22 protein-coding genes and 1 pseudogene are annotated in these 25,042 nt (G+C 73.1%); 13 read left to right on the top strand and 10 right to left on the bottom strand.

Annotated features, from left to right (window positions below; translation table 11 throughout):
• Positions 1 to 7: 7 nt before the first annotated feature.
• The 5 genes from sigM (at position 8) to K7640_RS17240 (ending at position 4,684) form a co-directional block, all read left to right on the top strand.
• The gene (gene sigM, locus K7640_RS17260; protein WP_374198101.1) at positions 8 to 763 is read left to right on the top strand and encodes an RNA polymerase sigma factor SigM; all 756 of its coding nucleotides are present in this window, start codon (positions 8 to 10) and stop codon (positions 761 to 763) included.
• Positions 760 to 1,794: a hypothetical protein gene (locus K7640_RS17255; RefSeq protein ID WP_222955877.1), complete on the top strand. Its 1,035-nt coding sequence runs from the start codon at positions 760 to 762 to the stop codon at positions 1,792 to 1,794. The genes sigM and K7640_RS17255 overlap by 4 nt, the downstream gene beginning before the upstream one ends.
• A 191-nt stretch (positions 1,795 to 1,985) precedes the next feature.
• Positions 1,986 to 2,936 carry a thioredoxin-disulfide reductase gene (trxB, locus tag K7640_RS17250; protein ID WP_222955876.1) on the top strand — a complete coding sequence of 317 codons (951 nt, stop codon included), beginning with the start codon at positions 1,986 to 1,988 and terminating at the stop codon, positions 2,934 to 2,936.
• An 89-nt stretch (positions 2,937 to 3,025) separates the two neighbouring features.
• Complete coding sequence (trxA, locus tag K7640_RS17245) at positions 3,026 to 3,349, top strand: thioredoxin (protein WP_222955875.1); 324 nt, start codon at positions 3,026 to 3,028, stop codon at positions 3,347 to 3,349.
• Positions 3,350 to 3,517: 168 nt separating this feature from the next.
• Complete coding sequence (locus K7640_RS17240; RefSeq protein ID WP_222955874.1) at positions 3,518 to 4,684, top strand: N-acetylmuramoyl-L-alanine amidase; 1,167 nt, start codon at positions 3,518 to 3,520, stop codon at positions 4,682 to 4,684.
• Between the two features lie 30 nt (positions 4,685 to 4,714).
• Here K7640_RS17240 and K7640_RS17235 read toward each other — a convergent pair whose 3' ends face one another.
• The gene (locus K7640_RS17235) at positions 4,715 to 5,380 is read right to left on the bottom strand and encodes a GNAT family N-acetyltransferase (protein WP_222955873.1); all 666 of its coding nucleotides are present in this window, start codon (positions 5,378 to 5,380) and stop codon (positions 4,715 to 4,717) included.
• Positions 5,381 to 5,673: 293 nt separating this feature from the next.
• Between K7640_RS17235 and K7640_RS17230 the strand changes: the two genes are divergently transcribed.
• Both K7640_RS17230 and K7640_RS17225 read left to right on the top strand, forming a co-directional pair.
• Positions 5,674 to 6,987 carry a PLP-dependent aminotransferase family protein gene (locus K7640_RS17230; RefSeq protein WP_222955872.1) on the top strand — a complete coding sequence of 438 codons (1,314 nt, stop codon included), beginning with the start codon at positions 5,674 to 5,676 and terminating at the stop codon, positions 6,985 to 6,987.
• A 7-nt stretch (positions 6,988 to 6,994) separates the two neighbouring features.
• Positions 6,995 to 7,993 (top strand): D-alanine--D-alanine ligase, encoded by a 999-nt coding sequence (locus K7640_RS17225; RefSeq protein WP_222955871.1) that lies wholly within the window; start codon positions 6,995 to 6,997, stop codon positions 7,991 to 7,993.
• A 140-nt stretch (positions 7,994 to 8,133) separates the two neighbouring features.
• Here K7640_RS17225 and K7640_RS17220 read toward each other — a convergent pair.
• The 9 genes and pseudogenes from K7640_RS17220 to rpmH form a co-directional block, all read right to left on the bottom strand.
• Positions 8,134 to 8,874, bottom strand: a pseudogene (locus tag K7640_RS17220) (hypothetical protein); the annotation flags it as partial.
• A 2,467-nt stretch (positions 8,875 to 11,341) separates the two neighbouring features.
• Complete coding sequence (locus K7640_RS17215; protein WP_222955869.1) at positions 11,342 to 12,370, bottom strand: ParB/RepB/Spo0J family partition protein; 1,029 nt, start codon at positions 12,368 to 12,370, stop codon at positions 11,342 to 11,344.
• Positions 12,371 to 12,397: 27 nt separating this feature from the next.
• A complete protein-coding gene (locus K7640_RS17210; RefSeq protein WP_374198100.1) occupies positions 12,398 to 13,843 on the bottom strand; it encodes an AAA family ATPase in 1,446 nt (481 codons plus the stop codon).
• Positions 13,844 to 14,266: 423 nt separating this feature from the next.
• Positions 14,267 to 15,199 (bottom strand): 16S rRNA (guanine(527)-N(7))-methyltransferase RsmG, encoded by a 933-nt coding sequence (gene rsmG / locus K7640_RS17205; RefSeq protein WP_374198099.1) that lies wholly within the window; start codon positions 15,197 to 15,199, stop codon positions 14,267 to 14,269.
• Between the two features lie 4 nt (positions 15,200 to 15,203).
• On the bottom strand, positions 15,204 to 15,791 hold the full coding sequence (locus K7640_RS17200) for a R3H domain-containing nucleic acid-binding protein (protein ID WP_222955868.1): 588 nt from the start codon (positions 15,789 to 15,791) through the stop codon (positions 15,204 to 15,206).
• A gap of 213 nt (positions 15,792 to 16,004) precedes the next feature.
• On the bottom strand, positions 16,005 to 16,982 hold the full coding sequence (gene yidC, locus K7640_RS17195) for a membrane protein insertase YidC (protein ID WP_222955867.1): 978 nt from the start codon (positions 16,980 to 16,982) through the stop codon (positions 16,005 to 16,007).
• A 3-nt stretch (positions 16,983 to 16,985) separates the two neighbouring features.
• Positions 16,986 to 17,270, bottom strand: coding sequence for a membrane protein insertion efficiency factor YidD (yidD, locus tag K7640_RS17190; RefSeq protein WP_222955866.1), 285 nt, complete (start codon positions 17,268 to 17,270; stop codon positions 16,986 to 16,988).
• Entirely contained in the window at positions 17,267 to 17,677 is a 411-nt protein-coding gene (gene rnpA, locus K7640_RS17185; protein ID WP_222955865.1) for a ribonuclease P protein component, read from the bottom strand. The genes yidD and rnpA overlap by 4 nt, the downstream gene beginning before the upstream one ends.
• Before the next feature lie 35 nt (positions 17,678 to 17,712).
• Positions 17,713 to 17,850 carry a 50S ribosomal protein L34 gene (gene rpmH, locus K7640_RS17180; RefSeq protein ID WP_088969042.1) on the bottom strand — a complete coding sequence of 46 codons (138 nt, stop codon included), beginning with the start codon at positions 17,848 to 17,850 and terminating at the stop codon, positions 17,713 to 17,715.
• A 205-nt stretch (positions 17,851 to 18,055) separates the two neighbouring features.
• Here rpmH and K7640_RS17175 point away from each other — a divergent pair, with 205 nt between their 5' ends.
• The 6 genes from K7640_RS17175 (at position 18,056) to K7640_RS17150 (ending at position 25,040) form a co-directional block, all read left to right on the top strand.
• Positions 18,056 to 18,367, top strand: coding sequence for a hypothetical protein (locus K7640_RS17175; RefSeq protein ID WP_222955864.1), 312 nt, complete (start codon positions 18,056 to 18,058; stop codon positions 18,365 to 18,367).
• A 117-nt stretch (positions 18,368 to 18,484) separates the two neighbouring features.
• Positions 18,485 to 20,368 carry a chromosomal replication initiator protein DnaA gene (gene dnaA, locus K7640_RS17170; RefSeq protein ID WP_222955863.1) on the top strand — a complete coding sequence of 628 codons (1,884 nt, stop codon included), beginning with the start codon at positions 18,485 to 18,487 and terminating at the stop codon, positions 20,366 to 20,368.
• Positions 20,369 to 21,116: 748 nt separating this feature from the next.
• A complete protein-coding gene (gene dnaN, locus K7640_RS17165; protein ID WP_222955862.1) occupies positions 21,117 to 22,250 on the top strand; it encodes a DNA polymerase III subunit beta in 1,134 nt (377 codons plus the stop codon).
• Positions 22,251 to 22,290: 40 nt separating this feature from the next.
• A complete protein-coding gene (gnd, locus tag K7640_RS17160) occupies positions 22,291 to 23,163 on the top strand; it encodes a phosphogluconate dehydrogenase (NAD(+)-dependent, decarboxylating) (RefSeq protein ID WP_222955861.1) in 873 nt (290 codons plus the stop codon).
• A 16-nt stretch (positions 23,164 to 23,179) separates the two neighbouring features.
• Entirely contained in the window at positions 23,180 to 24,313 is a 1,134-nt protein-coding gene (recF, locus tag K7640_RS17155) for a DNA replication/repair protein RecF (RefSeq protein WP_222955860.1), read from the top strand.
• Positions 24,303 to 25,040, top strand: a complete 738-nt coding sequence (locus K7640_RS17150) for a DciA family protein (RefSeq protein WP_308042576.1) — start codon at positions 24,303 to 24,305, stop codon at positions 25,038 to 25,040. Before recF ends, K7640_RS17150 begins: the two co-directional genes overlap by 11 nt.
• The last annotated feature ends 2 nt before the right edge of the window (positions 25,041 to 25,042 follow it).

Below are 25,042 nucleotides of genomic sequence, written 5' to 3'. Positions count from 1 at the left end.
GCCGGACGTGGTGATGACCGATCGCGGCACGCAGCCGGCCGGTGCTGCCCGGCGCGTCGACACCGAGCTTCCGGGCGTCAGCGACCTCGACCTGATCCGCGCCCACGTGGCCGGTGACCGGGACGCGTTCACCGAGCTCTTCCACCGGCACCGCGACCGGCTGTGGGCGGTCGCCCTGCGTACCGTGGGCGACCGCGAGGAGGCCGCGGACGCCCTGCAGGACGCGCTGCTCTCCGCGCACCGCGCCGCCGCCCGGTTCCGGGGCGATTCGGCGGTGACCACCTGGCTGCACCGGATCGTGGTGAACGCCTGCCTGGACCGCATCCGGCGCCGCCAGGCGCACCCGACGGTCCCGCTGCCCGACGGCAACCACGGCGACCAGGACCGGCCGGCCGGACCGGAGCCGGCCGCCCCGGTCCGGGACCACGACACCGCCCTGGTGGTCCGCCAGGCGCTGGCCGCGCTGCCGGTCGAGCAGCGGGCGGCGCTCATCCTGGTCGACGTGCAGGGCTACCCGGTCGCCGAGGTGGCCCGGATCCTCGGCGTGGCCGAGGGCACGGTGAAGAGCCGCTGCGCCCGGGGCCGGGCCCGGCTCGCGGTGCACCTCGGTCACCTGCGTACCGGCACCGACGAGCCGGCCACCGCCGGCCACCCGGTTCGTCCGGACGTGCCGGGCGTCACCCCGGGGAACCCACGGACCACCCCGGGCGTCGGATCGAGGTCGGGGCGTTCCCGACCGGAGACCGACCAGGAGGAGACGTGACCGCCCGGGGCTTCCGCGAGGTCGACCACGACCTGCTCGCCGACTACGTCGGCGGGGCGCTGGAGGGTACGCCGGAGCAGGACACCGTCACCCGCCTGGTCGAGCGGGACGAGGCGTGGGCCACGGCGTACGCCGGGCTGACCGCCGCCCTGTCCGAGGTCCACGACGACCTGACCCGCTGGGCCGGCCCCGAGCCGGCCATGCCGCTGGCCGTGACCGAGCGGATCGCCGCCGCGCTGGCCGGCGCCGGCCCGGTCGACCCCGCCGACGCAACCGAAGCCGGCGCGGCGGACGAGCACGGTGCGGCCGGCGAACCCGACGGACCGGGCGAGACCGGCCGGAGGGTGGTGCCCGCCCCGCGTGCTGGCACCCGGCCGATCGGCCCCACTGACGACCGGCCGGGCCGGCGCTCCCGGCCCGCACCTGACGAGCGGGGCGCTGCCCGCCCGCCCGCCGGCCCGGGCCGGCGGCGCCGGCGCTGGGCCCGGCTCGCCGGTCCGGTGGCCCTCGCCGCCGCCGTCGTGGTGGCCGGCGGCCTCGGCCTCAACCAGCTGGCCCGGCCGTACGCGACGAACGACAGCGGCGGGGTCGCCGCCGACGCCCCCGTCCACGAGGCCCAGCCCTCGGGAGTCGCCCCGCTCGGTGTGGCGGCGGCGCCGACGACGGCCAGCGGCACCGACTGGACCCCGGCCAGCCTGGCTCAGGGGATGTCCCGGGTGGGCGGGCGGACGACGAAGGGACCACTGCTCGGTCCCGACGCGCAGGAGGACAAGCGGCTGGCGGGTCCGGTGGGGCTCGATCGGCTGACCGATCCGGGCGCGCTCCAGTCCTGCCTGGCGGAGATCACCACCGAGCACGGCGCCGGCACGCTGACCGTCATGGTGGTCGACTACGCCGCCTTCCAGGGGCAGCCGGCGTTGGTCGTCGACTTCGCCGACAGCACCGGCGCCCGGTGGGCCTGGGTGAGCGGTCCGGAGTGTGGGGTGCCCGGTTCCGGCGCGGACACCCGCTACCGGGCCCGGGTAGGGTGAGATCGCGGCCGGGCGTCCGCTTTCGCACGTGACGTGACCCACCGGATGACCGGCGCGGGAATCCCCGCTTCGTACGATGACGTTCTGCAAGTCAGGTCGCCGGCGCCCTCGGCCGTCGGCACTCGAACCGGCATCGTCCCGGCGTCACGCCCGCCGGAACGGATGGCGAACACACACATCGGGAGACGGCAGTGGACGAGGTCCGCAACCTGATCATCATCGGCTCCGGGCCGGCCGGTTACACGGCGGCGGTCTATGCCGCGCGTGCCAACCTCAAGCCACTCGTCATCGAGGGCGTGCAGTCCGGCGGCGCCCTGATGACCACCACCGAGGTGGAAAACTTCCCCGGCTTCGCCGACGGCATCCTCGGGCCCGAGCTGATGGACAACATGCGCAAGCAGGCCGAGCGCTTCGGGGCCGAGTTCCTCACCGACGACGTGACCCGGGTCGAGCTGAAGGACACCGGTGAGGTCGGTTCCGACGCGGTGAGCACGGTGTGGGTCGGCGAGACGGCATACCGGGCGAAGGCCGTGATCCTCTCCACCGGGTCGGCCTGGCGGCCGCTGGGCGTGCCGGGCGAGCAGGAATACCTCGGCCACGGCGTGTCCTCCTGCGCGACCTGTGACGGCTTCTTCTTCCGCAACCAGCACATCGTGGTGGTCGGCGGCGGCGACTCGGCGATGGAGGAGGCCAGCTTCCTCACCCGGTTCGCCGAGTCGGTCACCATCCTGCACCGGCGCGACAGCTTCCGGGCCAGCAAGATCATGGCCGACCGGGCGCTGAGCAACGACAAGATCAAGGTCGAGTGGAACACCGTGGTCGAGGAGATCCTCGGCGACGACGGCAAGGTCAGCGGCGTACGGATCCGCAACGTGCACACCGGCGAGAGCAAGGTGCTCGACGTCACCGGGGTCTTCGTGGCCATCGGTCACGACCCGCGCAGCGAACTCTTCCGCGGCCAGGTGGAACTGGACGACGAGGGGTACGTGAAGGTGACGGCGCCCAGCACCCGGACCAACATCCCGGGCGTGTTCGCCGCCGGTGACCTGGTGGACCACACCTACCGGCAGGCGATCACCGCGGCCGGTACGGGCTGCGCGGCCGCCCTGGACGCCGAGCGCTTCATCGCCACCCTGGCCTGAGCGGGTGCCCGCCGCGCGGGCCGAGAACGTTGCTCCGCCCCGGCGGCGGAGCGCACGACAGGAACGAAAACCCCCGGAGGAGGGTCATAGTGGGAGCAACAAAGGTCGTCACCGACGCCAACTTCGCCACCGATGTGCTGAAGTCCGACAAGCCGGTGCTGGTGGACTTCTGGGCGGAGTGGTGCGGCCCGTGCCGCAAGGTGTCGCCGCTGCTGGAGGAGATCGCGGGCGAGATGGGTGACCAGGTCACCATCGTCAAGCTCAACATCGACGAGAACCCGGAGACCGCCCGGGCCTACCGGGTGATGTCCGTGCCGACCCTCACCGTGTTCAAGAACGGCGAGCCGGTGCAGTCCATCGCCGGCGCCAAGCCCAAGGGCGAGCTGGTCAAGCTGATCGAGTCCGCGCTCTGACCTGATCGTCGTCACCGGAACCCCGCGCCCGTCGACGGCGCGGGGTTCCGTCTTTTCCGGGCTGACCTGCGCGGACCCGGCACCACCGGCGTCCGGCAGCGCTTAGCCTCAAGCGGGGCGACCGCGGTACCCGGCCATCGGTGACCCGTGCTGCGAAGGGGGTCGAACGTGCGTCCGATCCGACCCGGTGACCGGGGACCGGCGGTGACGGAGATCCGCGCCGTGCTGACCGGCCTGGACCTGCTCACCCCGACCGACGGCGGTGCCGGCGACGAGTTCGACTCGCCCACCGAACGCGCCGTCCGGGCGTTCCAGCAGTCCCGCGGGCTCAGCGTGGACGGCCGGGTCGGCGCGGAGACCTGGCGGGCGCTGGACCAGGCCCGCTGGCGGCTGGGTGCCCGGACGCTGTACCACGCGGTGCCCGAGCCACTCACCGGCGAGGACGTCCGGACGCTTCAGGAACGCCTGCTGGAGATGGGGTACGACGTGGGCCGCGCGGACGCCGTCTACGGCGTACGGACCTCCCGGGCGGTGGCCCAGTTCCAGCGCGAGGTGGGGCTGAAGCCGGACGGGTCGTGCGGGCCGTACACCATGGGGGCGTTGCGGCGGCTCGGCCGCAAGGTGGTCGGCGGCCGGCCGCAGTGGCTGCGGGAGTCCGACGCGATCCGCCAGGCCGGCCCGAACCTGGTCGGCCGCACCGTCGTGATCGACCCTGGCCACGGCGGCACCGACCCCGGCCAGGTGGTGCCGGACGGCCCGCTGCGCTGGACCGAGGCCGACCTGGCGCACGACCTGGCCAGCCGGCTGGAGGGGCGGCTCGCCGCCTCCGGGGTACGGGTGCAGCTCACCCGCGGGCCGGCGCCCCGCACCTGCCTGCCGGACGCCGACCGGGCGGAGCTGGCCAACTCGCTCGGCGCCGACGTGTTCATCTCGCTGCACACCGACGGGCACGCCAACCCCGCCGCCGAGGGCGTGGCGACCTACCACTACGGAACGGACAACGGGGTCACCTCGGCGACCGGTGAACGGCTCGCCGGGCTGGTGCAGCGGGAGATCGTCGCCCGGACCGGGCTGCGGGACTGCCGCACCCACGCCAAGACCTGGGACCTGCTCCGGCTCACCCGGATGCCCGCGGTACGCGTCGAGGTCGGCTACCTCACCTCGGCCGCCGACCGGGACCGCCTGGTCGACCCGCGGTTCCGGGACCGGGTGGCGGACGCGATCGTCGCCGCCGTGCAGCGCCTGTATTTGCCGGTCGAGCGGGACGTGCCGACCGGCTCGCTCGACGTCACCGAGCTGCGCGCCGTGGTCACCGCCGGCACCGTGGTCGACTGAGCCACCACCCCGACCAGCGCCGAGGACCGGTCAGCGGCCGGCGGAACGGGTGGCCGGGGCGGGGCGGACCGGGCGCAGCAGGGACTCCGGGCTCATCGAGCCGAGCAGCTTCTCCAGCGCGTATTCCACGTCGGACTTCCAGGACAGCGCGGTGCGCAGCTCCAGGCGCAGCCGGGGGTAGCGGGGGTGCGGGCGGACCGTCTTGAAGCCCACCGACAGGAAGTAGTCGGCCGGGGCGACACAGCCGCTGACCAGTTCGTCCACGTCGCCGAACTTCGCGTCGCCGAACGCCTCGATCGCCTTGATGCCCCGTTTGGTGAGATCCCGGGCGACGCCCTGGACCAGCATCCGGCCCAGGCCGCCACCGGCGAAGGTGGGGATCACGTGCGCGGTCATCAGCAGCGCGGCGTCGGCCGACACGGGCGAGGTGGGGAAGGCCATCGAGCGGGGGACGTAGGCCGGTGGGGCGTACATGACGAAGCCGGCGGGCATCCCGTCGACGTACGCGAGCTTGCCGCACGAGCCCCACTCCAGCAGGGTCTGGGAGACCCAGGCCTCCTTCTCCAGACCGGGGTCGCCGGCCGCGCAGGCCCGCTCGGCGGAAACCGGATCAAGTTCCCAGAAGACGCACTGCCGGCACGGACGGGGCAGATCCTCCAACGTGTCCAGGGTCAGACTGACCAGACGTCGCGACATTGGCGCATCCCCACACTTAGGCTCAGAGGTGAAACCACCGCGGTACGACGCCGCCGCCTTCCTGCCCCCGACGAGCGATCGTACGCCGCCACTCGACCGTACGGGAGAGGACGCGCGAACGCCCGCCGTCGGTGGTCCGACGGGTCCGGGATGTGGACCTCCACCGCGTGGTGGAGCCGCTGGTGGGCGGGGCGAACTAGGATCGACGGAATCGGTGCCCGCGCCGCCATGGTCGCCGGCGACCCGGGTACCACCCGGGTGGGAGCCACCCGACACGCGATCGAGGTGATGTCATGACCGGCACGACGCTCGACGACTACACCGACCGGTACGCCCGGCGGGTCCGCGGCATGACCGCCTCGGAGATCCGGGCGCTCTTCGCGGTGGCCAGCCGGCCGGAGGTCGTCTCGCTCGCCGGTGGGGCCCCCTACATCGCCGCGCTGCCGCTGGACGCGGTCGGCGAGATGCTCGGCCGGCTCGGCTCCGAGCACGGCGCCACCACCCTCCAGTACGGCATCGGCCAGGGCACCCTGGAGCTGCGCGAGCGGATCTGCGAGGTGATGGCCCTCTCCGGCATCGACGCCTCCTGCGGCGCCTCCCCGGACGACGTGGTGGTGACGGTCGGCGGGCAGCAGGCGCTCGACCTGGTCGCCCGCCTCTTCCTCGACCCGGGCGACGTGGTGCTCGCCGAGGGCCCGACGTACGTCGGCGCACTCGGAGTGCTCCAGGCCGCCCAGGCCCAGGTGGTGCACGTGCCGATGGACGACGAGGGGCTGATCCCCGAGGCGTTGGAGGTGGCCATCGCCGACCTGGCCCGCGCCGGCCGTCGGGTGAAGTTCCTCTACACCATCCCCACCTACCAGAACCCGGCCGGCGTGACGCTGAGCGAGCAGCGGCGGGAACGGGTGCTGGACATCTGCGAGCGGGCCGGGCTGCTGGTGGTGGAGGACGACCCGTACGGTCAGCTGGGCTTCGAGGGGGAGGCGCCGAAGCCGCTGCGGGCCCGCCGCCGGGAGGGCGTCTTCTACCTCAGCACCTTCTCCAAGACCTTCGCGCCCGGGCTGCGGGTCGGCTGGATCCTCGCCCCGCACGCCGTCCGCGACAAGCTGGTAATCGCCAGCGAGGCGCAGATCCTCTGCCCCAGCGCCTACGCCCAGGCGGCGGTGACGACGTACCTGTCCACCATGCCGTGGCGGGAGCAGCTGAAGGTCTACCGCGAGGTCTACCGGGAGCGCCGCGACGCCCTGCTGGACGCCCTGGACGACATGATGCCGGCCGGCACCACCTGGACCACCCCCGGCGGTGGTCTCTTCGTCTGGGCCACCCTGCCGGACGGGCTGGACGCCAAGGCGATGATGCCCCGCGCCATCGCCGCCCGGGTCGCGTACGTGCCGGGCACCGGGTTCTACGCCGACGGGTCGGGCAGCGGCAACATCCGGCTCAACTTCTCCTTCCCGCCGCCGGAGCGGATCCGCGAGGGGGTCCGCCGGCTGGCCGGGGTGATGGAGCAGGACATCGCCATGCGGCGGATCTTCGGGCCGGTGGACCGTCCCGGGATCCGGCGGGGGCGTCCCGGCGCGGACGCCCCCGGACCCGACTTGGCATGATTCCGGCATGGCTGCCACCTCCGCCGACCACTCCCTGGTGACCGACCCCGCCGCGACGGGCGAGCTGCACGTCCTGGTGCTCGCCGGTGGGCTCTCCTACGAACGGGACGTCTCGCTGCGCTCGGGTCGCCGGGTGCTCGACGCGCTGCGCGGCGCCGGGCTGGAGGCCGAGCTGCGCGACGCGGACGTCGCCCTGCTGCCGGCGCTCGCCGCGGACCCGCCGGACGCGGTGGTGATCGCGCTGCACGGCGCCACCGGTGAGGACGGTTCGCTGCGCGGCGTCCTCGACCTGTGCGGCGTGCCGTACGTCGGGTGCGACGCGCGGGCGTCCCGGCTCGCCTGGGACAAGCCGTCGGCGAAGGCGGTGCTCCGCGAGGCCGGCATTCCCACCCCGGACTGGGTGGCGCTGCCGCACGACCGGTTCTCCGAGCTGGGTGCGGTGGCCGTGCTGGACCGGATCGTGGACCGGTTGGGGCTGCCGCTGATGGTGAAGCCCGCCCAGGGCGGGTCGGGGCTCGGCGCCGCGGTGGTCCGGGACGACGCGGCGCTACCCGCAGCCATGGTGGGCTGCTTCGCGTACGACTCGACCGCCCTGGTGGAACGCTACGTGCCCGGCATGGACGTCGCCGTGTCGGTGCTGGACCTCGGGGACGGGCCGCAGGCCCTGCCCGCGGTGGAGATCGTGCCCCGCAACGGCGTGTACGACTACGCGGCCCGCTACACCGCCGGCCGGACCACCTGGCACGCCCCGGCCCGGCTGGACCCGGAGGTGGCGAGCGCGGTGGCGGACGTCGCGCTCGCCGCCCACCAGGCGCTGGGCCTGCGGGACCTGTCCCGGGTGGACCTGATCGTCGACGCGGACGGCCGGCCGCACGTGCTGGAGGTCAACGTGTCGCCGGGCATGACCGAGACCTCGCTGCTGCCGTTGGCGATCCAGGCCGGCGGCCTGGACTTCGGCCGGGTGCTCGGCACCCTGGTCACCCGGGCCGTCGCCCGGCCCCGGTAGCCGGGGACACCCCCGACGCCCTGGGCCCTCGGACGCGGTCCGCACATCGGCCTGGGGCCGGCGGGCCGACCGTCGTCCCGGCCGGCTACGTCTGGTCCGCGCCGCCGTCGCCCGGGCACATCGACCGGGGGGGCGCGTCAGGCGGATCCGGTGCCGGGGGCGGGCTTCTGGTCCTCCTCGGCCTCGGTCACCTCTTCGTCGTCCTCGGGCGCCGGGGCCTCCTCGGCGGCCTCGATGACCGACGCCGGCTCGGCCGGTTCGCTCACCGGCTCGGCGGCCGGTCCCGAGAAGCTCGACGGTGCCTGCCACTGGATGCGCGGGGGTTCGGCGAGTGGGCGCCCGCCGAACTCGGCCAGCCAGGCGGCCACCAGAGCCAGGTTCTCCCGCCACCGCGCCTCGGAGATGGGCGGCAGGATCGAGTCCCAGAGGGGCAGGAACGTCCCGCGCAACTGGAGCTGCCCGTACGGCCGGGCGAGGAACCACATGTGCAGGTGCGCCGACCCGTCTCCCCACCGGTTCACGTGCACCCGGGCGACGCCGTCGAGCGACCGGATCGCCCGCTCCAGGCGTACGGTCATGACGCCCAGCTCGGCGGCGAGCAGGTTGGGCAGGTCCCCGAGGTCGAGATGCGACCGGGACTCCAGGATCAACACCATCGGCAGGCCGGTCGGCCGGTCCATCGCCCGCACCCGCCACCGTTCACCGACCCAGATGTACGCCTCGTCCGGAGCCTGGCAGGCGGTGCAGTCGCGGTTGCCTTCGCCCTTGCGGAGCGGCTCCTCCGCGACGGGGTCGGCAAGCTGCTTGACGCGGATGTCGCCCTCGAAGGGGAACGAGGGCCACTGGGTGAAGTCCGGAACTGAGGGAGGGGTGTCGGGCACGATGGTGACCCTAACCGAGCCGGCGGGAAGAAGGGCCCCCTGGAATCCCCTTTTCCTGTTCCCGGGGTTCGTCCACAACGGGGGCGGCTCACCGGCTCGCGACACGTGACGAGTGCGCGCAGAGGGCCGCTGAGATCCACAGCACACCGCGTCATCCACAGGCACACACCCTGTTTTACGCGGGGTTTCACGTGAAACAGGGTGGCCTGTGGAAAACCCCTGTGGATAACTCGTACGGCCGGTCGCGCTCTTCCACAGGACCGGGAGGCACCCTCGTAACGCCATCGGCCGCTGGTCGCGGCCACCAGCTTCGGTGGGCTCGATCGGCCTCCCCGACTCCCTTTTCGGCCCGGGTGCACCCGGTCTCCGTCGCCAGCGGCGGTTGCGTGCGGGGCGTCCTCAGGACCGGGCCCGACGCGCCCTTCCTTCCTAACGAGCGAGGCGGAGAAGGGGTGCTCGCTCCCGATGGACGGCTGCGACTGGCTCCCTGAGCCGGCGGTTCCGGGGCCAGATACCGGCGGGCGATTCCGCTCAGCGCGGCGACGCCCGCCAGTCGGGTGCTGACCCGGGTCCGCCGCCGAGCAGTTCGCGGGTGCGTAAAAGGCACTGAGAGGCTCCACGCCCGCCTTCGACCGGGGCTTGTGGGTCGAGAGTGGCCGGAACCGCCTGGAACGGCTCAGCGGGACAGGAGGGCCATCGCATCAAGGAGCGTGTCGGTGGGCGCGCATCGGCTCGGGAAGAGGTGGGATTCGCATTGCTCTCCAATCGGCCGGCGGTCCTCTCATTGCCGATCGCACTTGGCTGAGCCGGCGGCACCCGTCCCGCAGCTCTGGCGCTGCGGGCCGGATGCCGCCGGGTCGGAAGGGTGACCGGAGCAGCTCACGACATAATCGCCGCCGGTTTCACGTGAAACAGAGAAACTGGGGCGCCCGGCAAAGGCGGCCCACAACCGGCCGGTGAGCGCCGCTGGCGGTACAGGATCGGTCAGGGGTGGCCCAGCGGTGCTGGACGCCAGGCTGCTCGGCCACCCGCTCACCCGGGACCGGCTGGAAAGCCGTCCTCGGGTGAGCGGGCCGAGTCGTCGGCCCGGCACGCGCCGGCAGCGCGGACCGCTGGCGCTTTCCGTCCCGCTGTCGCTTTGCCGGGCGAGCGACACCAGGTGAAGCGCCGCCACAGTGCCGCCGATCGAGCGGTCGCCTCGCCCCGGGTCGGCCCTGGCGGTGGTCGCGGTGATGGCGCGACCTCGGGCCGCTCAGCTGGCCAGGCCACGCCAGTCCCAACGCCGCCCGCTACATCGCCCGCGTCTCGCCGTCACCGCGCTGGGCGCTAGCCAGGCCATGCCAGTGCGAGCCGCCCGCTGCATCTCCCGTGTCTCGCCGTTGCCGCGCTGGGCGCAGTTCGCAGTTGCCCAGCAGCCGGCCCTCCTGCTTCAGCGTGGTGCGGCGCTGCTCGCCCGACTGTCGGGCAGCACCGCCAACCGACGACAGCGGAGGAGGGGGCGACGAGAAGTCGACCCCACCACTCGGGTGGCAGCACCGGCGCGAGCCAGCCGGCGAAGGCCAACGCCAGCCTCGGCAACGAGCGTGCTCGCCACAGGCCACGACTCCGGTTTCACGTGAAACGGGCACGCCGCTACGTCCCAGTGGCGTTGCCCAGTAGCGGAATGCCGGACGCCCGGGAACGCCCAGCCAACCCACATCGGTCGCGTAACAGCCGAGCCTTCGTGGACGCCGTACGGGTCGGCGGCGCCGACCACGCCGGCCGGCGAAGAACACACGCACCGCTGGGTAGTCGAGGCCGTGCCACCGGCCAGCCCGTCGGGGCCGTGCCACGGGCTGGGCCTGTCCCGGCCGGACCACCGGCTGCCCTGTCCCGGCCATGCCACGGGCCGGCCGCCGGCATGGCCCGGACAGGATCCGCCCTCGAAGGCCCACGGCACCCTGGCCGGCCGCTAGACCCGGTGGTGATCCCCCGCGTCCTGACTACCGCCCCGTGGGGCCAGCGCCGAGCTTGACTGGCGAACGGGCAACGCGCCAGGCAACAGAGGCCGGCCAGCAGCAGCGTCGACTGGTTGCCGGTATTGGCCGGCCGTTGTGCAAACATCGCTGCCGCAAATCCGGAGCCCGCACCAGCGAGACCCGCCTCCGACCGACCGACGAGGAGGGCCGACCGACGAGGAGGGCCGACCGACGAGGAGGGCCGATCGACCGCGCCGGTCGCCCTCGACATGGCCCACGTTTCACGTGAAACCTACGAGCTGGTACCGCCTCAGGAAGAACGACGCCTTGCGGCGGCCCTGACCGACCCGCCGCCAGACCCGCCGCCGCCCGGCCCGGGTGAGGTCGGCGGCCGCAGCGACCAGCCGCCATCGGCTCCGCCACTCGGTGTCGTCGCCACCAGCCGCGCACGAACGACGCCGGCCGCGCCCCCGACATCGGAGGTACGCGGCCGGCGTCGATGGGTCCGGTTAGTCCTCGGGCTCGTCGCCCTTGGTCACGCCGATGATGCCGACGATCCGCTCCAGGTCGTCGACGGTGGCGAACTCGATGGTGATCTTCCCCTTGCTTCGCCCGATGTCCACCTTCACCCGGGTGTCGAAGCGATCGGAAAGCCGATCGGCCAGGTCGGTCAGCGCCGGTGCGTGCGGCTTCGGTCGACGCTTGGCGGCGGGAGCCTTGGCCGGCCCGTCGGCGAGCGCCAGGGCCACCACTTCCTCGGTGGCCCGTACGGAGAGCCCTTCGGCGACGATCCGGAGCGCCAGTTGCTCCTGCGCCTCGGCGTCGTCGAGGCTGAGCAGCGCCCGGGCGTGGCCGGCGGAGAGAACTCCCGCGGCCACACGGCGCTGCACCTGGGGCGGGAGGTTGAGCAGTCGGATGGTGTTCGAGATCTGTGGCCGGCTCCGGCCGATCCGGCGGGCCAGCTCCTCGTGGGTGGCGCCGAACTCTTCCAGCAGCTGCTGGTAGGCGGCCGCCTCTTCGAGCGGGTTGAGGTTGGCCCGGTGGATGTTCTCCAGCAGGGCGTCGCGCAGCATGGCGTCGTCGCGGGTGTCCCGGACGATCGCGGGAATGCTCTCCCGTCCGACCGCCTGGGCCGCCCGCCAACGCCGCTCGCCCATGACGAGCTCGTACTTGTCGGGGTCGAGCTGACGTACGACGATCGGCTGGAGGAAGCCGACCTCACGGATGGAGGTCTTCAACTCCTCCAAGGCGTCCTCGTCGAAGACGTGCCGGGGCTGCTTCGGGTTCGGCACGATCGCGTCGACCGGAATCTCGGCGAAGCGGGCCCCCGGGACCGGGCTGAGTTCCGGCTCCGGCTGAGCCTGCGGCGCGGGCGCGGACAGCTCGGCCGAGGCGGCCTCCGCGGGGCCGGGCAGGATGGCCGGGCTCACCGACTGCGGGGCCGGTGCCGTGTCGGTCGTACCGTCGGCCGGCGCCGGACCGGTCGGGATGAGCGCGCCGAGCCCGCGTCCCAGACCGCCACGGGGTCGGTTCTTCATGCCACGCCTCCCAGCGGGTTGTCCGTACTACGCATGCCGGCTCACCGGCTCCTTGGCTCCGCGCTCGGCGATCTCCTGCGCGGCCTCGAAGTAGCTGGTGGCACCCCGGGAGCCGGGGTCGTAGGTCATCACGGACTGCCCGTAGCTCGGCGCCTCGGACACGCGCACGTTACGGGGGATCACCGCCTGGAGCACCTTGTCGCCGAAGTGGTTCCGGACGTCCTGCTCCACGGCGTCGGCCAGCCGGGTACGGCGGTCGTACATGGTGAGCAGGATCGTCGAGACCTCCAGCGCCGGGTTCAGGTGCTGGCGGACCAGGTTGATGTTGTTGATCAGCTGGTTCAACCCCTCCAGCGCGTAGTACTCGCACTGGATCGGGATCAGCACCTCCTGCGCGGCCACCAACGCGTTGACGGTCAGCAGGCCGAGCGAGGGCGGGCAATCGATGAACACGTAGTCGAAGTCGCCGGGGTGGGCGGCGATCGCCCGGGCGAGGCGGGACTCCCGCGCGACGACCGACACCAGCTCGATCTCGGCGCCGGCCAGATCTATGGTCGCCGGCACGCACCACAGGTTGGGGATGCCGTCGACGGCCTGGGCCACCTCGGCCAGGGGCATGCTGTTGATCAGGCAGTCGTACACGTCCGGGATGCCGGTGTGGTGCGGCACGTCGAGCCCGGTGGAGGCGTTGCCCTGCGGGTCGAGGTCGACCACGAGCACCCGGTTGCCGTGCAGCGCGAGGGCCACCGCCAGGTTCACCGTGGTCGTGGTCTTACCGACGCCACCCTTCTGGTTGGCGACGCACATGACCCGCGTCCGCTCCGGTCGAGGCATGGTCACCTCGCCACTCGGATTCAGGATCTGCACGGCGCGCCTCGCCTCCATAGCCAACGGTGGATCATCCTCTTCGCGCGTCGGAGTTTCACGTGAAACGTACGCGGCCTCGTCCGGTTGAGCGTACGGGGCGACGGTCTCGCCGACCGCCCCTGCCCGCGTGGCGTCCGGGACCGCTCGGGCGGCCGGCTGCTGCGGCACCGGGCCGGCGGCCGGTGCGGCCGGCTGCTGCGGCACCACCGCCGCGGCGGCCGGCGGCTCAAAGCGCACGGAGGCCGCCGCGTTGCGGCGCGGCTCCACCGGTCGCGGCCCGGGCAGGTTCGCCGGGCGAGCCGGGCCATCCGGTCCCGCTGCCCCGGGTAGGTTCGCCGGCCGGTTCGGGACATCGAATCCCGCCCGCCCCGACGGCACCGGGCCCGTCGTCTCGGCGTCCCGGCCACCGTCCGCGGTCGATGCGGCGATGACGTCAGTCGGCGACCCGTCCCGTTGTACGACCGGAGCGCAGTCCGCAGCGGAGTCGGTCGACTCGCCGGCCGATCCGCCGCGCTGGTCGGTTTCACGTGAAACATGGTCCGTTGTGGAGGCTGGGTCGCCCGAACCGTTCACCCGTGGGTCGTCGTACCTGCCGTCGTCATGCACCTGTCATCCCTGCCCGCTCCGGATGTCGGTCGGCACCCCGTCAACTGGCCTCGCACGCCCGCTCCACCGAGCGGCCGGCCCTTCTGGGAGAAGCGGCCGAGACCGATGCCTCGCGGTGCCGCCCGCTCCACACTATCGACGCGCGGCCAGCCTACGGCGCACGGGCGCGGCGGGTCCATGTCGGGTGCTCATCCCGTTACCTGTCCAACGAAGGAACGCCTGGCGGGAAGCCCACCTCGACTTCCGGTGGAGATCGGAATCACCGGCCGGGTCGGGGCGCCACCCACAACGGGACTGGTGGGGATACCGGCCGCGGGCTAGGGACGACGGGCGCGAAGGGGGGACGAGGAGCGCGGTGCCACCCGCCCCCGACCGCCGCGCCGCCAGGAGCCCCGACCGGGCACCGAACACCGCCTGCGCGGGTCAGCGACCCCGGCCCCGGCGGGCCGCCCGGGAGGGCTTCGCCGCCCGCGGCACCACCATCCGCTCCCGGACGATCTCGACCACCGTGGTCGGCGGGTCGATGATCCCGGTGCCGCACCTGTGCACGACCGGCTCGCCACCGCCGGCCCGGGCCACCGCCGCGCCGTGCTCGGCGATCTCCTCGGACGCGGAGGCACCCTTCAGCGCGATCACCCGTCCCCCGCGTACCGCCAGCGGCAGGCACCAGGCGGCCAGCCGGTCCAACGGGGCCACCGCGCGGGCGGTGACCACGTCACCGCTGAACGGACCCACACCGGTCGCCCCCGAGGCCGCCTCGTCGGCGCGCCCACGGAACACCCGCACCGAGCGGGTCAGGCCGAGCTGCTGCACCGCCTCCACGAGGAAGGAGGTCCGGCGGGCGAGCGGCTCGACCAGGGTGACCTCGAGGTCGGGTCGGGCGATCGCCAGCACCAGGCCGGGCAGCCCCGCGCCGGAGCCGACGTCGATGACCGTCGCGCCCTGCGGGATGCGCTCCGCGACGGCGGCGCAGTTGAGCAGGTGCCGGTCCCAGATCCGGGGTGCCTCGCGGGGGCCGATCAGGCCGCGGACCACGCCGTCGGTGCCGAGCAGCTCCGCGTACGCGGCGGCCAGGTCGAGCCGGTCACCGAAGAGGGTGCGGGCGGCCTCCGCCAGCTCGGCCGGCAGCACCACCTCCGACAGCTCCCCGGCGGACGCCACGACCGGCGGCTCGTCGGCGGGGGGCACGGCCGCCGACTCGTCGACGGACGCCACGGCCGGCGGCTCGGCGGGGGGCACGGCCGCCGGTTCACTGGCGGATGCCACAGCGGCCGGTTCGTCGGGGAGGAACGGGGAGGGGACAGGGGACGGCCCGGGCGGCGTGCCACCCGGGCCGGGAACGTGCTGGTGGTCCACTCGGTCAGTCCGCCGGGCTGACGACGATGCGCCGGTTGGGCTCGACGCCCTCCGACTCGCTCTCCACGCCGCTCATCGCGTTGACGACGTCGTGCACGCACTTGCGCTCGAAGGCGGACATCGGCTCCAGCCGCACCGGCTCGCCGTACTCCTTGACCTTCTCCACCGCGTTCTTGGCGACGGCGGCGAGTTCCTTGCGCCGGGTGGCCCGGTATCCGCCCACGTCGAGCAGCAGCCGGCTCGGCGAGCCGGTCTGCCGGAACACCGCCAGCCGGGCCAGCTCCTGGAGCGCCTCCAGGGTGGCGCCCCGCTGGCCGACCAGGCTCTGCAGGCGCCTGCCGACGACCTCGACCACCGGCCGGCCACCGGAGACCAGCTCGTCGATGTCACCGTCGTAGTCGAGGATGTCCAGCAGGCCCTCGATGTAGTCGGCGGCGATCTCGCTCTGCCGGAACAGCTCGCTCTCGGCCGGGGCCTTCTTCTCCCGCGCGCCGCCCTCGGCGTCGGTCTCCGCCACGTCGTCCGGTGCCGTGGTCGAAGCGTTCTCCTCGTCCACGGCCGGGTCGACGCTGGGAATGCTGGTGTCGGTCACGGTCTCATCTCCGTACTCGCTCGGCCGGACCGTCGGGTCCGCTGGTCTCCCGGGGCCGGCTGGAGGTCGCCGGTGCCCGCGGGCACGTCTGTACGGGCCAGTTTCGCCCGCGACCGCGCGGTGCGCGGTGGGTTCCGGTCGGCGCCTGCCTGGAGGCGGCGGCTCGATCGACGGAACCGGCCGCCGCCGGGGGTCCGGCGGCGGCCGACAAGCTCAGCCCTGCCGCTTGGCCGGGCGGTTCTTCTTCGGGTTGACCGGCCGGGCGCCCGGCTTCGGCCCGGCGACCTTCGGCGTGGCGGGCTTGGCGGGGGCCTGGGGGGCCGGCTTGCGGCCGAACAGCCCGCCGGTCTTCGCCGGCTGCACCGCGGCGCGGGTCGCGCCGGCCTTGGTCGGGTTGGTCACCGGCGGCGGGAACTTGCGCAGCACCCACTGCTGCTGGCCGAGGGTGAAGAGGTTGTTGGTGACCCAGTAGATGATCACACCGATCGGGAAGATCGCGCCGGAGATCAGCAGCGAGGCCGGGATGCCGTAGAGCATCAGCCGCTGCACCATCCGCTGCTGCGGGTCCTCGGCCCAGCCGGTCTTGAGGATCATCTGGCGGCTGGTCAGGTAGGTGGTGAGCATCATGACCAGCACCAGGATCCCGGCGAGCACCTTGACGGTGGTGCCGTTGGCGCCCAGCCGGGCCAGCTCGTCGGCGGTGGAGCCGAACTTGCCGGCGATCGGCGCGGTGAAGATCGTCGCCTTCGAGGCGCTGTCGAACTGCTCGACGGACCAGCCGTAGAGGTCCTTGTTCATCTTGGCCGGGTCGAGCCGGCGCAGCACGTGGAAGAGGCCGAGGAAGACGGGGATCTGGAGGAACATCGGAAGGCAGCCCATCAGCGGGTTGGCCTTTTCCTTCCGGTAGAGCTCCATCATCTCCTTCTGGAGCGTCTCCCGGTCACCCTTGTGCTTCTCCTGCAGCTCCTTGACCTTGGGCTGGAGCGCCTGCATCGCCCGCTGGGACTTGATCTGCTTGACGAAGACCGGGAACAGGATCACCCGGACGGTGACCACCAGGAAGATGATGGCCAGGATCCAGGCCCAGTTGGTGCCCAGCACCGTGTCGACCGGCACCCCGATGGCGTCCCAGGCCGAGTGCCAGGTCAGCAGGATCCACGAGATCGCGGAGTAGATCCAGTCGAGACTCAATTCTCAGGCTCCAGTCACGTCAGCGCGGCGGCGGCCGCCCGGCTCCGGCACCGGGTCATGTCCACCGGGGTGGAAAGGGTGGCAGCGCGAGAGCCGCCGGACCGTCAGGGCGGCTCCCCGGAGCGCACCGTGCCGGGTCACCGCCTCCAGCGCGTACGCACTGCACGACGGGTAGAACCGGCAGCGGGCCGGCAGCGCCGGGCTTATCCAACGACGGTACGCGATGATGGGCCCGGCCAGCAGCCGGGCACCCGTTGTCGCCGGCCGGGCGCCGGTGTGGTCGGTCATCGCGGCCGCCGCCCCCGGGGAGCCCGCGCGGCGGCGAGCGCCGCGTCGAGGTCAGTGCCGAGCCGGAGGTACGACGCGTCGGCCGCGGCCGGCAGCGCGCGTACCACCAGGGTGCTCCCGGCGGGCAGCGCGTCCAGCCGTTCGCGGACCAGGTGGCGCAACCGGCGCCGGACCTTGTTCCGGACCACGGCCGGCCCGACGGCCTTGGACACGACGAAGCCGGCGCGGGTCGGTGCGGAGATGGCCTCCGCGCCCCGCGCCGGCTCCGGCGAGGTCGCTGTGGCGCCGTCGGGCGTTGTCGGCAGGGTCAGGTGGACCACGACCGCGCCTCGTCCGGCGCGTCGGCCACCGCGGACCGCTGCGGCGAAGTCGTTACTGCGCCGCAGTCGCTGTGCGGCCGCCAGCACGACTGACCACGCCCCCGGTACCGACCTGTGCGGCGTCAGGCCGACAGGCGGGTGCGGCCCTTGGCGCGACGGGTCGACAGGATGGCGCGGCCGGCACGGGTGCGCATGCGCAGCCGGAAGCCGTGGGTCTTCGCGCGCCGGCGGTTGTTCGGCTGGAAGGTGCGCTTGCTCACGTCAGGCTCTCCGTTTTCGTACGTCCCGGGCGCGGGATCGCCCGGGTCGTGGGGTGGCTCAAGACCACCTCGGTGGGTGGCCTCCGATCGGTGCTGTCCGGCGAATCGGCACCTCGGCGACGCGGGAACGCGACCGCGGACAGCAAGCATCAATCACCCTAGCAGAGGGCGAGAGAGCAGCCGCTCCAGCCTACGCAGGGGGGCAATGACCGTCAAACAGCAGATGACCCGCTACCGGACGACCGGGACCGAAGCGGCGGTTTTTGCTGATGCCGACAAGGTGGGCGGGGCGTCGGCGGTTGATGCCGTGCCGCCCGCGCTGTTAGCGTGCGCGTTTGCGGTCAGCGGCGGGGGTGGGGAAAAGTCGCTGACCGGCAAGACCGGACAAGGTCGTGAATCGTTCGGCACGGTGAACCCGCTTCAGCGCCCGTCGAGACCGGGGGGCCAGGTCCGACCCGCGTCCGGCGGGCGGCCACAATCGGTCGGTACACACAGGCTGTGGATAACTTGTGGATGACGACCGGTCAGCCGTCCGGGTGGGTGTCACACCCCCGCTCGACACGGTGGCGGGCCCGGTACGGCTGGCTGGACCACAGCGGCGACCGGGGGCAGAGGCGAGGGGGGTGGCACGACGGTGGCCGGTACGACCGACCTTGCCGCGGTGTGGACGGCGACGACGGACGAGCTCGCCGACGAGATCGTCTCCGCCCAGCAGCGGGCGTACCTGCGCCTCACCCGACTGCGCGCGATCGTCGAGGACACCGCGCTGCTCTCCGTCCCGGACGCGTTCACCCGGGACGTGATCGAGTCCCGGCTCCGCCCGGCGATCACCGAGGCGCTCACCCGCCGGCTCGGCCGGCCGATCCAGGTGGCGGTCACCGTACGGCTGCCCGAGGACGGCGCGGGGCGCCCGGCCGGCACCGTCTACCGCAGCGCCCCGGAGGCCGGCTACGAGACCGCGCCGGAGTTGCCGGTCGCCGTGCCCGGCGACGGACCGCCGGTCGACCACCGGCCGCCGGCCTACCCGGAGCCCCTGGCGGGCTGGGACCACGGCGGCCCGGGTTACCTCGATCACACCGGGCCACCCGGGATCGACCGGGACACCGACCTCGGGCCCCCGCCGGAGCAGGATCGTCCCGCGGTACGGCCGGCGGCGGACGGCACCGGGACCCGACCGGCGCCCGGCGACGGCCGGCGCGGCACCCACATCCCGGCCAGCCGGGACGCCCAGGAGACCCTCTTCGGCACGTTCGACGAGCCGGCGGCCCCGCCCGCCCGCGGCGGCCGGCCCCGCCTGGACGAGCGCCCGCGCTCCGAGTCCGGCGGCTTCGAGCCCCGCTACCGGGACGAGGCGCGCGCCGCCCGTGACCAGCCGCCGCCGCGCGGGCTGGCCGGCGGCGCGGAGAGCGGGCCGGGCCGTGGTGGCGCGGATCACCGCCCGGGCGGACGGGACGACCGTCGGCTCCCCGGCGCCGCCGACTCCGGCGGCAACCGGCTCAACCCGAAGTACATGTTCGAGACGTTCGTCATCGGCTCGTCCAACCGGTTCGCCCACGCGGCGAGCGTGGCGGTGGCCGAGTCGCCGGCGAAGGCGTACAACCCGCTGTTCATCTACGGCAGCTCCGGGCTGGGCAAGACCCACCTGCTGCACGCCATCGGGCACTACGCCACCACGCTGGGCAACGCCCGCTCGGTCCGGTACGTCTCGACCGAGGAGTTCACCAACGACTTCATCAACTCGCTGCGGGACGACAAGACCAGCGCCTTCCAGCGGCGCTACCGGGACGTGGACATCCTCCTGATCGACGACATCCAGTTCCTGGAGAACCGGGAACGGACCCAGGAGGAGTTCTTCCACACCTTCAACACCCTGCACAACGCCAACAAACAGATCGTGATCACCTCCGACCGCTCGCCGAAGCAGCTGGCGACGCTGGAGGACCGGCTGCGGACCCGGTTCGAGTGGGGGCTGCTGGCCGACATCCAGCCGCCGGACCTGGAGACCCGGATCGCGATCCTGCAGAAGAAGGCGGCCCAGGAACGGCTGTACGCGCCGCCGGACGTGTTGGAGTTCATCGCCTCCCGGGTGTCGAACTCGATCCGGGAGCTGGAGGGGGCGCTGATCCGGGTCACCGCGTTCGCCAGCCTGACCCGCTCCACGGTCGAGCTGTCGCTGGCCGAGGAGGTGCTGCGGGACTTCATCCCGGACGGCGCCGGCCCGGAGATCACCGCCGACCAGATCATGGTCTCCACCGCCGACTACTTCGGGGTGAGCCTGGAGGACCTGCGCGGGCACTCCCGCTCCCGGGTGCTGGTCAACGCCCGCCAGGTGGCCATGTACCTGTGCCGGGAGCTGACCGACCTGTCGCTGCCCCGGATCGGGCAGGCGTTCGGCGGCCGGGACCACACCACGGTGATGCACGCCGACCGCAAGATCCGGCAGCAGATGGCCGAGCGCCGCTCGCTCTACAACCAGATCGCCGAACTCACCAACCGGATCAAGCAGAACACCCCCTGAGCGAACCGACGACGAGGGCCCGCCGGACGTCCGGCGGGCCCTTTCGCGTACGGGCGCTTGACCCTCGACCCGGTGCAGGGGCCACCATCGGCGTCGTGTTCGTCCACACCTCGGCCCGGTTGTCCACACCCCCTGTTCCACAGGCGGTGGAAAACCACCCTCCGTCCCGACCCGGTTACCCACAGACTGTGGACAACTCCTGGGGACGGACCTGTGGACGCCTGGGGACAACGCTCCGGTTGTCCACCGCCGACGGTGGGCCTGTGGGCGGCCTGTTGAAGGTTCTGGGGATGACGCCGGTCGAGGCGTTCCGCGCCGTCCACAGCACTGGGGAGAAACCCGGTGGATTAGCGGTGGACAACCGGTGGACAACCGTGGACAACCTGGGGACGCGGCGTGGCTGTGGACCGGGACACCGGTTGTACCCCTGGTTCTCCACAGCCAAACCACCGGTGGATAACCTGTCTGAACTGGGCAGACGCCGGTTCTCCACAGTTTGCACAGGTGCGATGAAGACGATGAGTTATCTCTTCTAAAACAACAAAAACCAATCATCACCGTTGGACTTCCTGTGGATCGGGCCGGAACGGCCGGAGACAGTCGCTCCGGCACCGGCAGATCCACGGGGTCGGGCGCACAGCCGATGTCCCCGCGCCCTAAGGTGCGATGGGTACCCGCACGGTCGGGCGGGACGGCAGGCAGCGGTCGGCATGAGAGAGTTGTCGCTGACGTCGACGCGGAGGCATTGATGAAGTTCCGAGTAGAGCGCGACGCGCTCGCCGAAGCGGTGGCGTGGACCGCGAAGAGCCTGCCCAACCGGCCGTCCGTACCGGTCCTCGCCGGCGTGCTGCTGCGGGTCACCGACGGCAACCTGCAGGTCTCCGGCTTCGACTACGAGGTCTCCAGCCAGGTCACCGTCGAGGTGCAGGGAGACGCCGACGGCGCCGCCCTGGTCTCCGGCCGGCTGCTCGCCGAGATCACCAAGGCGCTGCCGGCCAAGCCGGTGGACATCGCCGCCGTCGGCGCCCACCTGGAGCTGGTCTGCGGCAGCGCCCGCTTCACCCTGCCGACCATGCCGGTCGAGGACTACCCCACCCTGCCGGAGATGCCGGAGAGCGCCGGCATGGTCGACGCGGCGGCCTTCGCCGCCGCCGTCTCCCAGGTCGCGATCGCCGCCGGCCGGGACGAGACGCTGCCGATGATGACCGGCGTACGCGTCGAGCTCTCCGGCGGCACGCTGTCCATGCTCGCCACCGACCGCTACCGGCTCGCCCTGCGCGAGATGGAGTGGCACCCGGACGACCCGGAGATCAGCGTCAACGCGCTGGTGCCGGCCCGGACCCTCAACGACACCGCGAAGGCCCTCGGCCCGCTCGGCGGCTCGGTGACCCTGGCGCTCTCCCAGGGCACGGCCGGCGAGGGGATGATCGGCTTCGCCGGCGGCACCCGGCGCACCACCAGCCGGCTGCTCGACGGCGCCAACTACCCGCCGGTGCGCTCGCTCTTCCCCAACAGCCACAACGCCGCGGCCCAGGTGGCGGTCAGCACGCTGATCGAGGTGGTCAAGCGGGTCGCCCTGGTCGCCGAGCGCACCACCCCGGTGCTGCTGAGCTTCAGCTCCGACGGCCTGGTGGTCGAGGCCGGCGGCACCGAGGAGGCGCGGGCCAGCGAGGCCATGGAGGCCACCTTCACCGGCGAGCCGCTGACCATCGGCTTCAACCCGCAGTACCTGATCGACGGTTTGACGAACCTGGGCGCCCAGCACGCCCTGCTGCACTTCGTCGACGCGTTCAAGCCGGCGGTGATTTCCCCCGCCGGCGAGGATGGCGAGGTCGTCCCGGGGTACCGGTACCTCATCATGCCGATCCGGGTCTCCCGCTGACCGGCGCCCGCAGGACCCGCACGTACGGAGGTAGCAGCAGATGCAGCTCGGCCTGGTAGGACTCGGCCGGATGGGCGGCAACATGCGCGAGCGGTTGCGCGCCGCCGGGCACGAGGTGGTCGGCTTCGACCGCAACGCGGAGCTGAGCGACGTCGCGAGCCTGGCGGAGCTGGCCGAGAAGCTGGAGTCGCCCCGCGCGGTCTGGGTGATGGTCCCGGCCGGCGTCACCGACACCACCATCGACGAGCTCGCCGGGGTGCTCGGCGAGGGCGACATCATCATCGACGGCGGCAACTCCCGGTTCAGCGACGACGCCCCGCGCGCCGAGCGCCTCAACGAGCAGGGCATCGGATACGTCGACGTCGGCGTCTCCGGCGGCGTCTGGGGCAACAAGAACGGGTACGGCCTGATGGTCGGCGGCGCCCAGGAGCACGTCGACCGGCTGATGCCGGTCTTCGAGGCGCTCAAGCCGGCGGGCGAGTTCGGCTTCGTGCACGCCGGCCCGGTCGGCGCCGGCCACTACGCCAAGATGGTGCACAACGGCATCGAGTACGGCCTGATGCACGCCTACGCCGAGGGCTACGAGCTGCTGAGCAAGTCCGAGCTGGTGACCAACGTGCCGGGCGTGTTCAAGTCCTGGCGCGAGGGCACCGTGGTCCGCTCCTGGCTGCTCGACCTGCTCGACCGGGCGCTGGACGAGGACCCGGAGCTGGCCGAGCTGAGCGGCTACACCGAGGACACCGGCGAGGGCCGCTGGACGGTCGACGAGGCGGTCCGGCTCGCCGTGCCGCTCAACGTCATCACCGCCTCGCTGTTCGCCCGGTTCGCCTCCCGGCAGGACGACTCACCCGCCATGAAGGCCGTCGCCGCGCTGCGCCAGCAGTTCGGCGGCCACGCCGTCCACAAGCGCTGACCGGTATCCACAACCTGTGTACGTCCGCCGGCTGGAACTTGTCGACTTCCGCTCGTACGAGCGGGTCGGCGTCGACCTGGAGCCGGGGCCGAACGTGCTGATCGGCGCCAACGGCGTCGGCAAGACCAACCTGGTCGAGGCGTTGGGCTACGTGGCGACCCTGGACTCGCACCGGGTCGCCACCGACGCCCCGCTGGTCCGGATGGGCGCCTCGTCGGCGGTGATCCGCTGCGCGGTGGTGCACGACGGCCGGGAACTCCTGGTCGAGCTGGAGATCGTCCCGGGCAAGGCGAACCGGGCCCGGCTGGGCCGCTCGCCGGCCCGCCGCGCCCGGGACGTGCTGGGCGCGCTGCGGCTGGTGCTCTTCGCCCCGGAGGACCTCGAACTGGTCCGCGGCGATCCCGCCGAGCGGCGTCGCTACCTGGACGACCTGCTGGTGCTCCGGCAGCCCCGGTTCGCCGGGGTACGCGCCGACTACGAGCGGGTGGTCAAGCAGCGCAACGCCCTGCTGCGCACCGCGTACCTGGCCCGCAAGACCGGCGGTTCCCGGGGCGGGGACCTGTCCACCCTCGCGGTGTGGGACGCGCACCTCGCGCAGCACGGGGCCGAGCTGCTGGCCGGCCGGCTGGAGCTGGTCGCCGCGCTGACCCCGCACGTGGCGAAGGCGTACGACGCGGTGGCCGCCGGCCGGGGCGCGGCGGGCATCGCGTACCGGCCGTCGGTGCCGCTGCCCGAGCCGAGCCCGGACCGGGCGGCGTTGGCCGAGGCGCTGACCGCCGCGCTCACCGAACAGCGATCGGCGGAGATCGAGCGGGGCACCACCCTGGTCGGCCCGCACCGCGACGAGTTGAGCCTGACCCTGGGCCCGCTGCCCGCCAAGGGGTACGCCAGCCACGGCGAGTCCTGGTCGTACGCGTTGGCGCTGCGGCTGGCCGGCTACGACCTGCTGCGCACCGACGGCATCGAGCCGGTGCTGGTCCTCGACGACGTGTTCGCGGAGCTGGACGCCGGTCGCCGGGAGCGGCTGGCCGCGCTGGTGGGTGGGGCCAGCCAGCTGCTGGTGACCTGTGCGGTGGACGAGGACGTGCCGGCTGCCCTGCGCGGCACCCGGTACGCGGTCGGTGAGGGGACGGTGCACCGTGTCGGATGAGCCTCTGCTCCCGCCCGCCCGGCTGGGGCCGGCGAAGGACCCGGCCCGGCGTACCCCCGGTGGTTCGGCCCCTCGGCGGGCCGGTGCGTCGGGCGCCGAGCGTGGGCCCGGGGAGCCGGCCCCGGCCGGCGGAGCACCGCCCGCCGGCGGCGGGGAACCCGCTGCGGGCCGTACCCGGAAGTCCGGAGCGCCCGCGGCCGGCGACAGTGCCGCGGAACCGCCGGCCGGCGCGTCCGGACCGGAGCTGGCCCGCGCGGTGCTCGACGCGGCCAAGGCCCGCCGGCAGGCCGCCGCGCCCACCCGGCGGCGCGGCGCGGTACGCGGCGACGGCGAGAAGCGGCTGCGCGGCTACTCGGGGTCGGGCCCCGACCCGCGCGACCCCCAACCGCTGGGCGTGGTGTTGGAACGGCTGATGAAGGCGCGCGGCTGGCAGCAGCCGGCCGCCGAGGCGACCGTCTTCGGCGCCTGGGAGAAGGTCGTCGGCGCGGAGGTGGCCCAGCACAGCCGGCCGGTCAAGCTGGAGGACGGCGAGCTGACCGTGGAGGCCCGCTCGACCGCGTGGGCCACCCAGCTCCGGCTGCTCGCCGGCTCGCTGCTCCAGCAGATCGGCCGGGAGGTCGGCCACAACGTGGTCCGGAAGCTGCACATCCACGGCCCGGCCGCGCCGTCCTGGTCGCGGGGGCCGCGCCGGGTGCGTGGTCGCGGCCCCCGCGACACCTACGGCTGACG

The sequence above is a fragment of the Micromonospora sp. PLK6-60 genome (assembly GCF_019890675.1).
Taxonomy (GTDB): Bacteria; Actinomycetota; Actinomycetes; order Mycobacteriales; family Micromonosporaceae; genus Micromonospora.
This window is presented reverse-complemented; position numbering and strand designations above follow the sequence as displayed.

Excerpts from the sequence above, each read along its gene's own strand:
- K7640_RS17235 (WP_222955873.1), bottom strand. The coding sequence starts at position 5,380 with ATGTCGCGACGTCTGGTCAGTCTGACCCTGGACACGTTGGAGGATCTG.
- K7640_RS17230 (WP_222955872.1), top strand. The coding sequence starts at position 5,674 with ATGACCGGCACGACGCTCGACGACTACACCGACCGGTACGCCCGGCGG.
- K7640_RS17225 (WP_222955871.1), top strand. The coding sequence starts at position 6,995 with ATGGCTGCCACCTCCGCCGACCACTCCCTGGTGACCGACCCCGCCGCG.
- K7640_RS17215 (WP_222955869.1), bottom strand. The coding sequence starts at position 12,370 with ATGAAGAACCGACCCCGTGGCGGTCTGGGACGCGGGCTCGGCGCGCTC.
- yidD (WP_222955866.1), bottom strand. The coding sequence starts at position 17,270 with ATGACCGACCACACCGGCGCCCGGCCGGCGACAACGGGTGCCCGGCTG.
- K7640_RS17175 (WP_222955864.1), top strand. The coding sequence starts at position 18,056 with ATGACCGTCAAACAGCAGATGACCCGCTACCGGACGACCGGGACCGAA.
- dnaN (WP_222955862.1), top strand. The coding sequence starts at position 21,117 with ATGAAGTTCCGAGTAGAGCGCGACGCGCTCGCCGAAGCGGTGGCGTGG.
- gnd (WP_222955861.1), top strand. The coding sequence starts at position 22,291 with ATGCAGCTCGGCCTGGTAGGACTCGGCCGGATGGGCGGCAACATGCGC.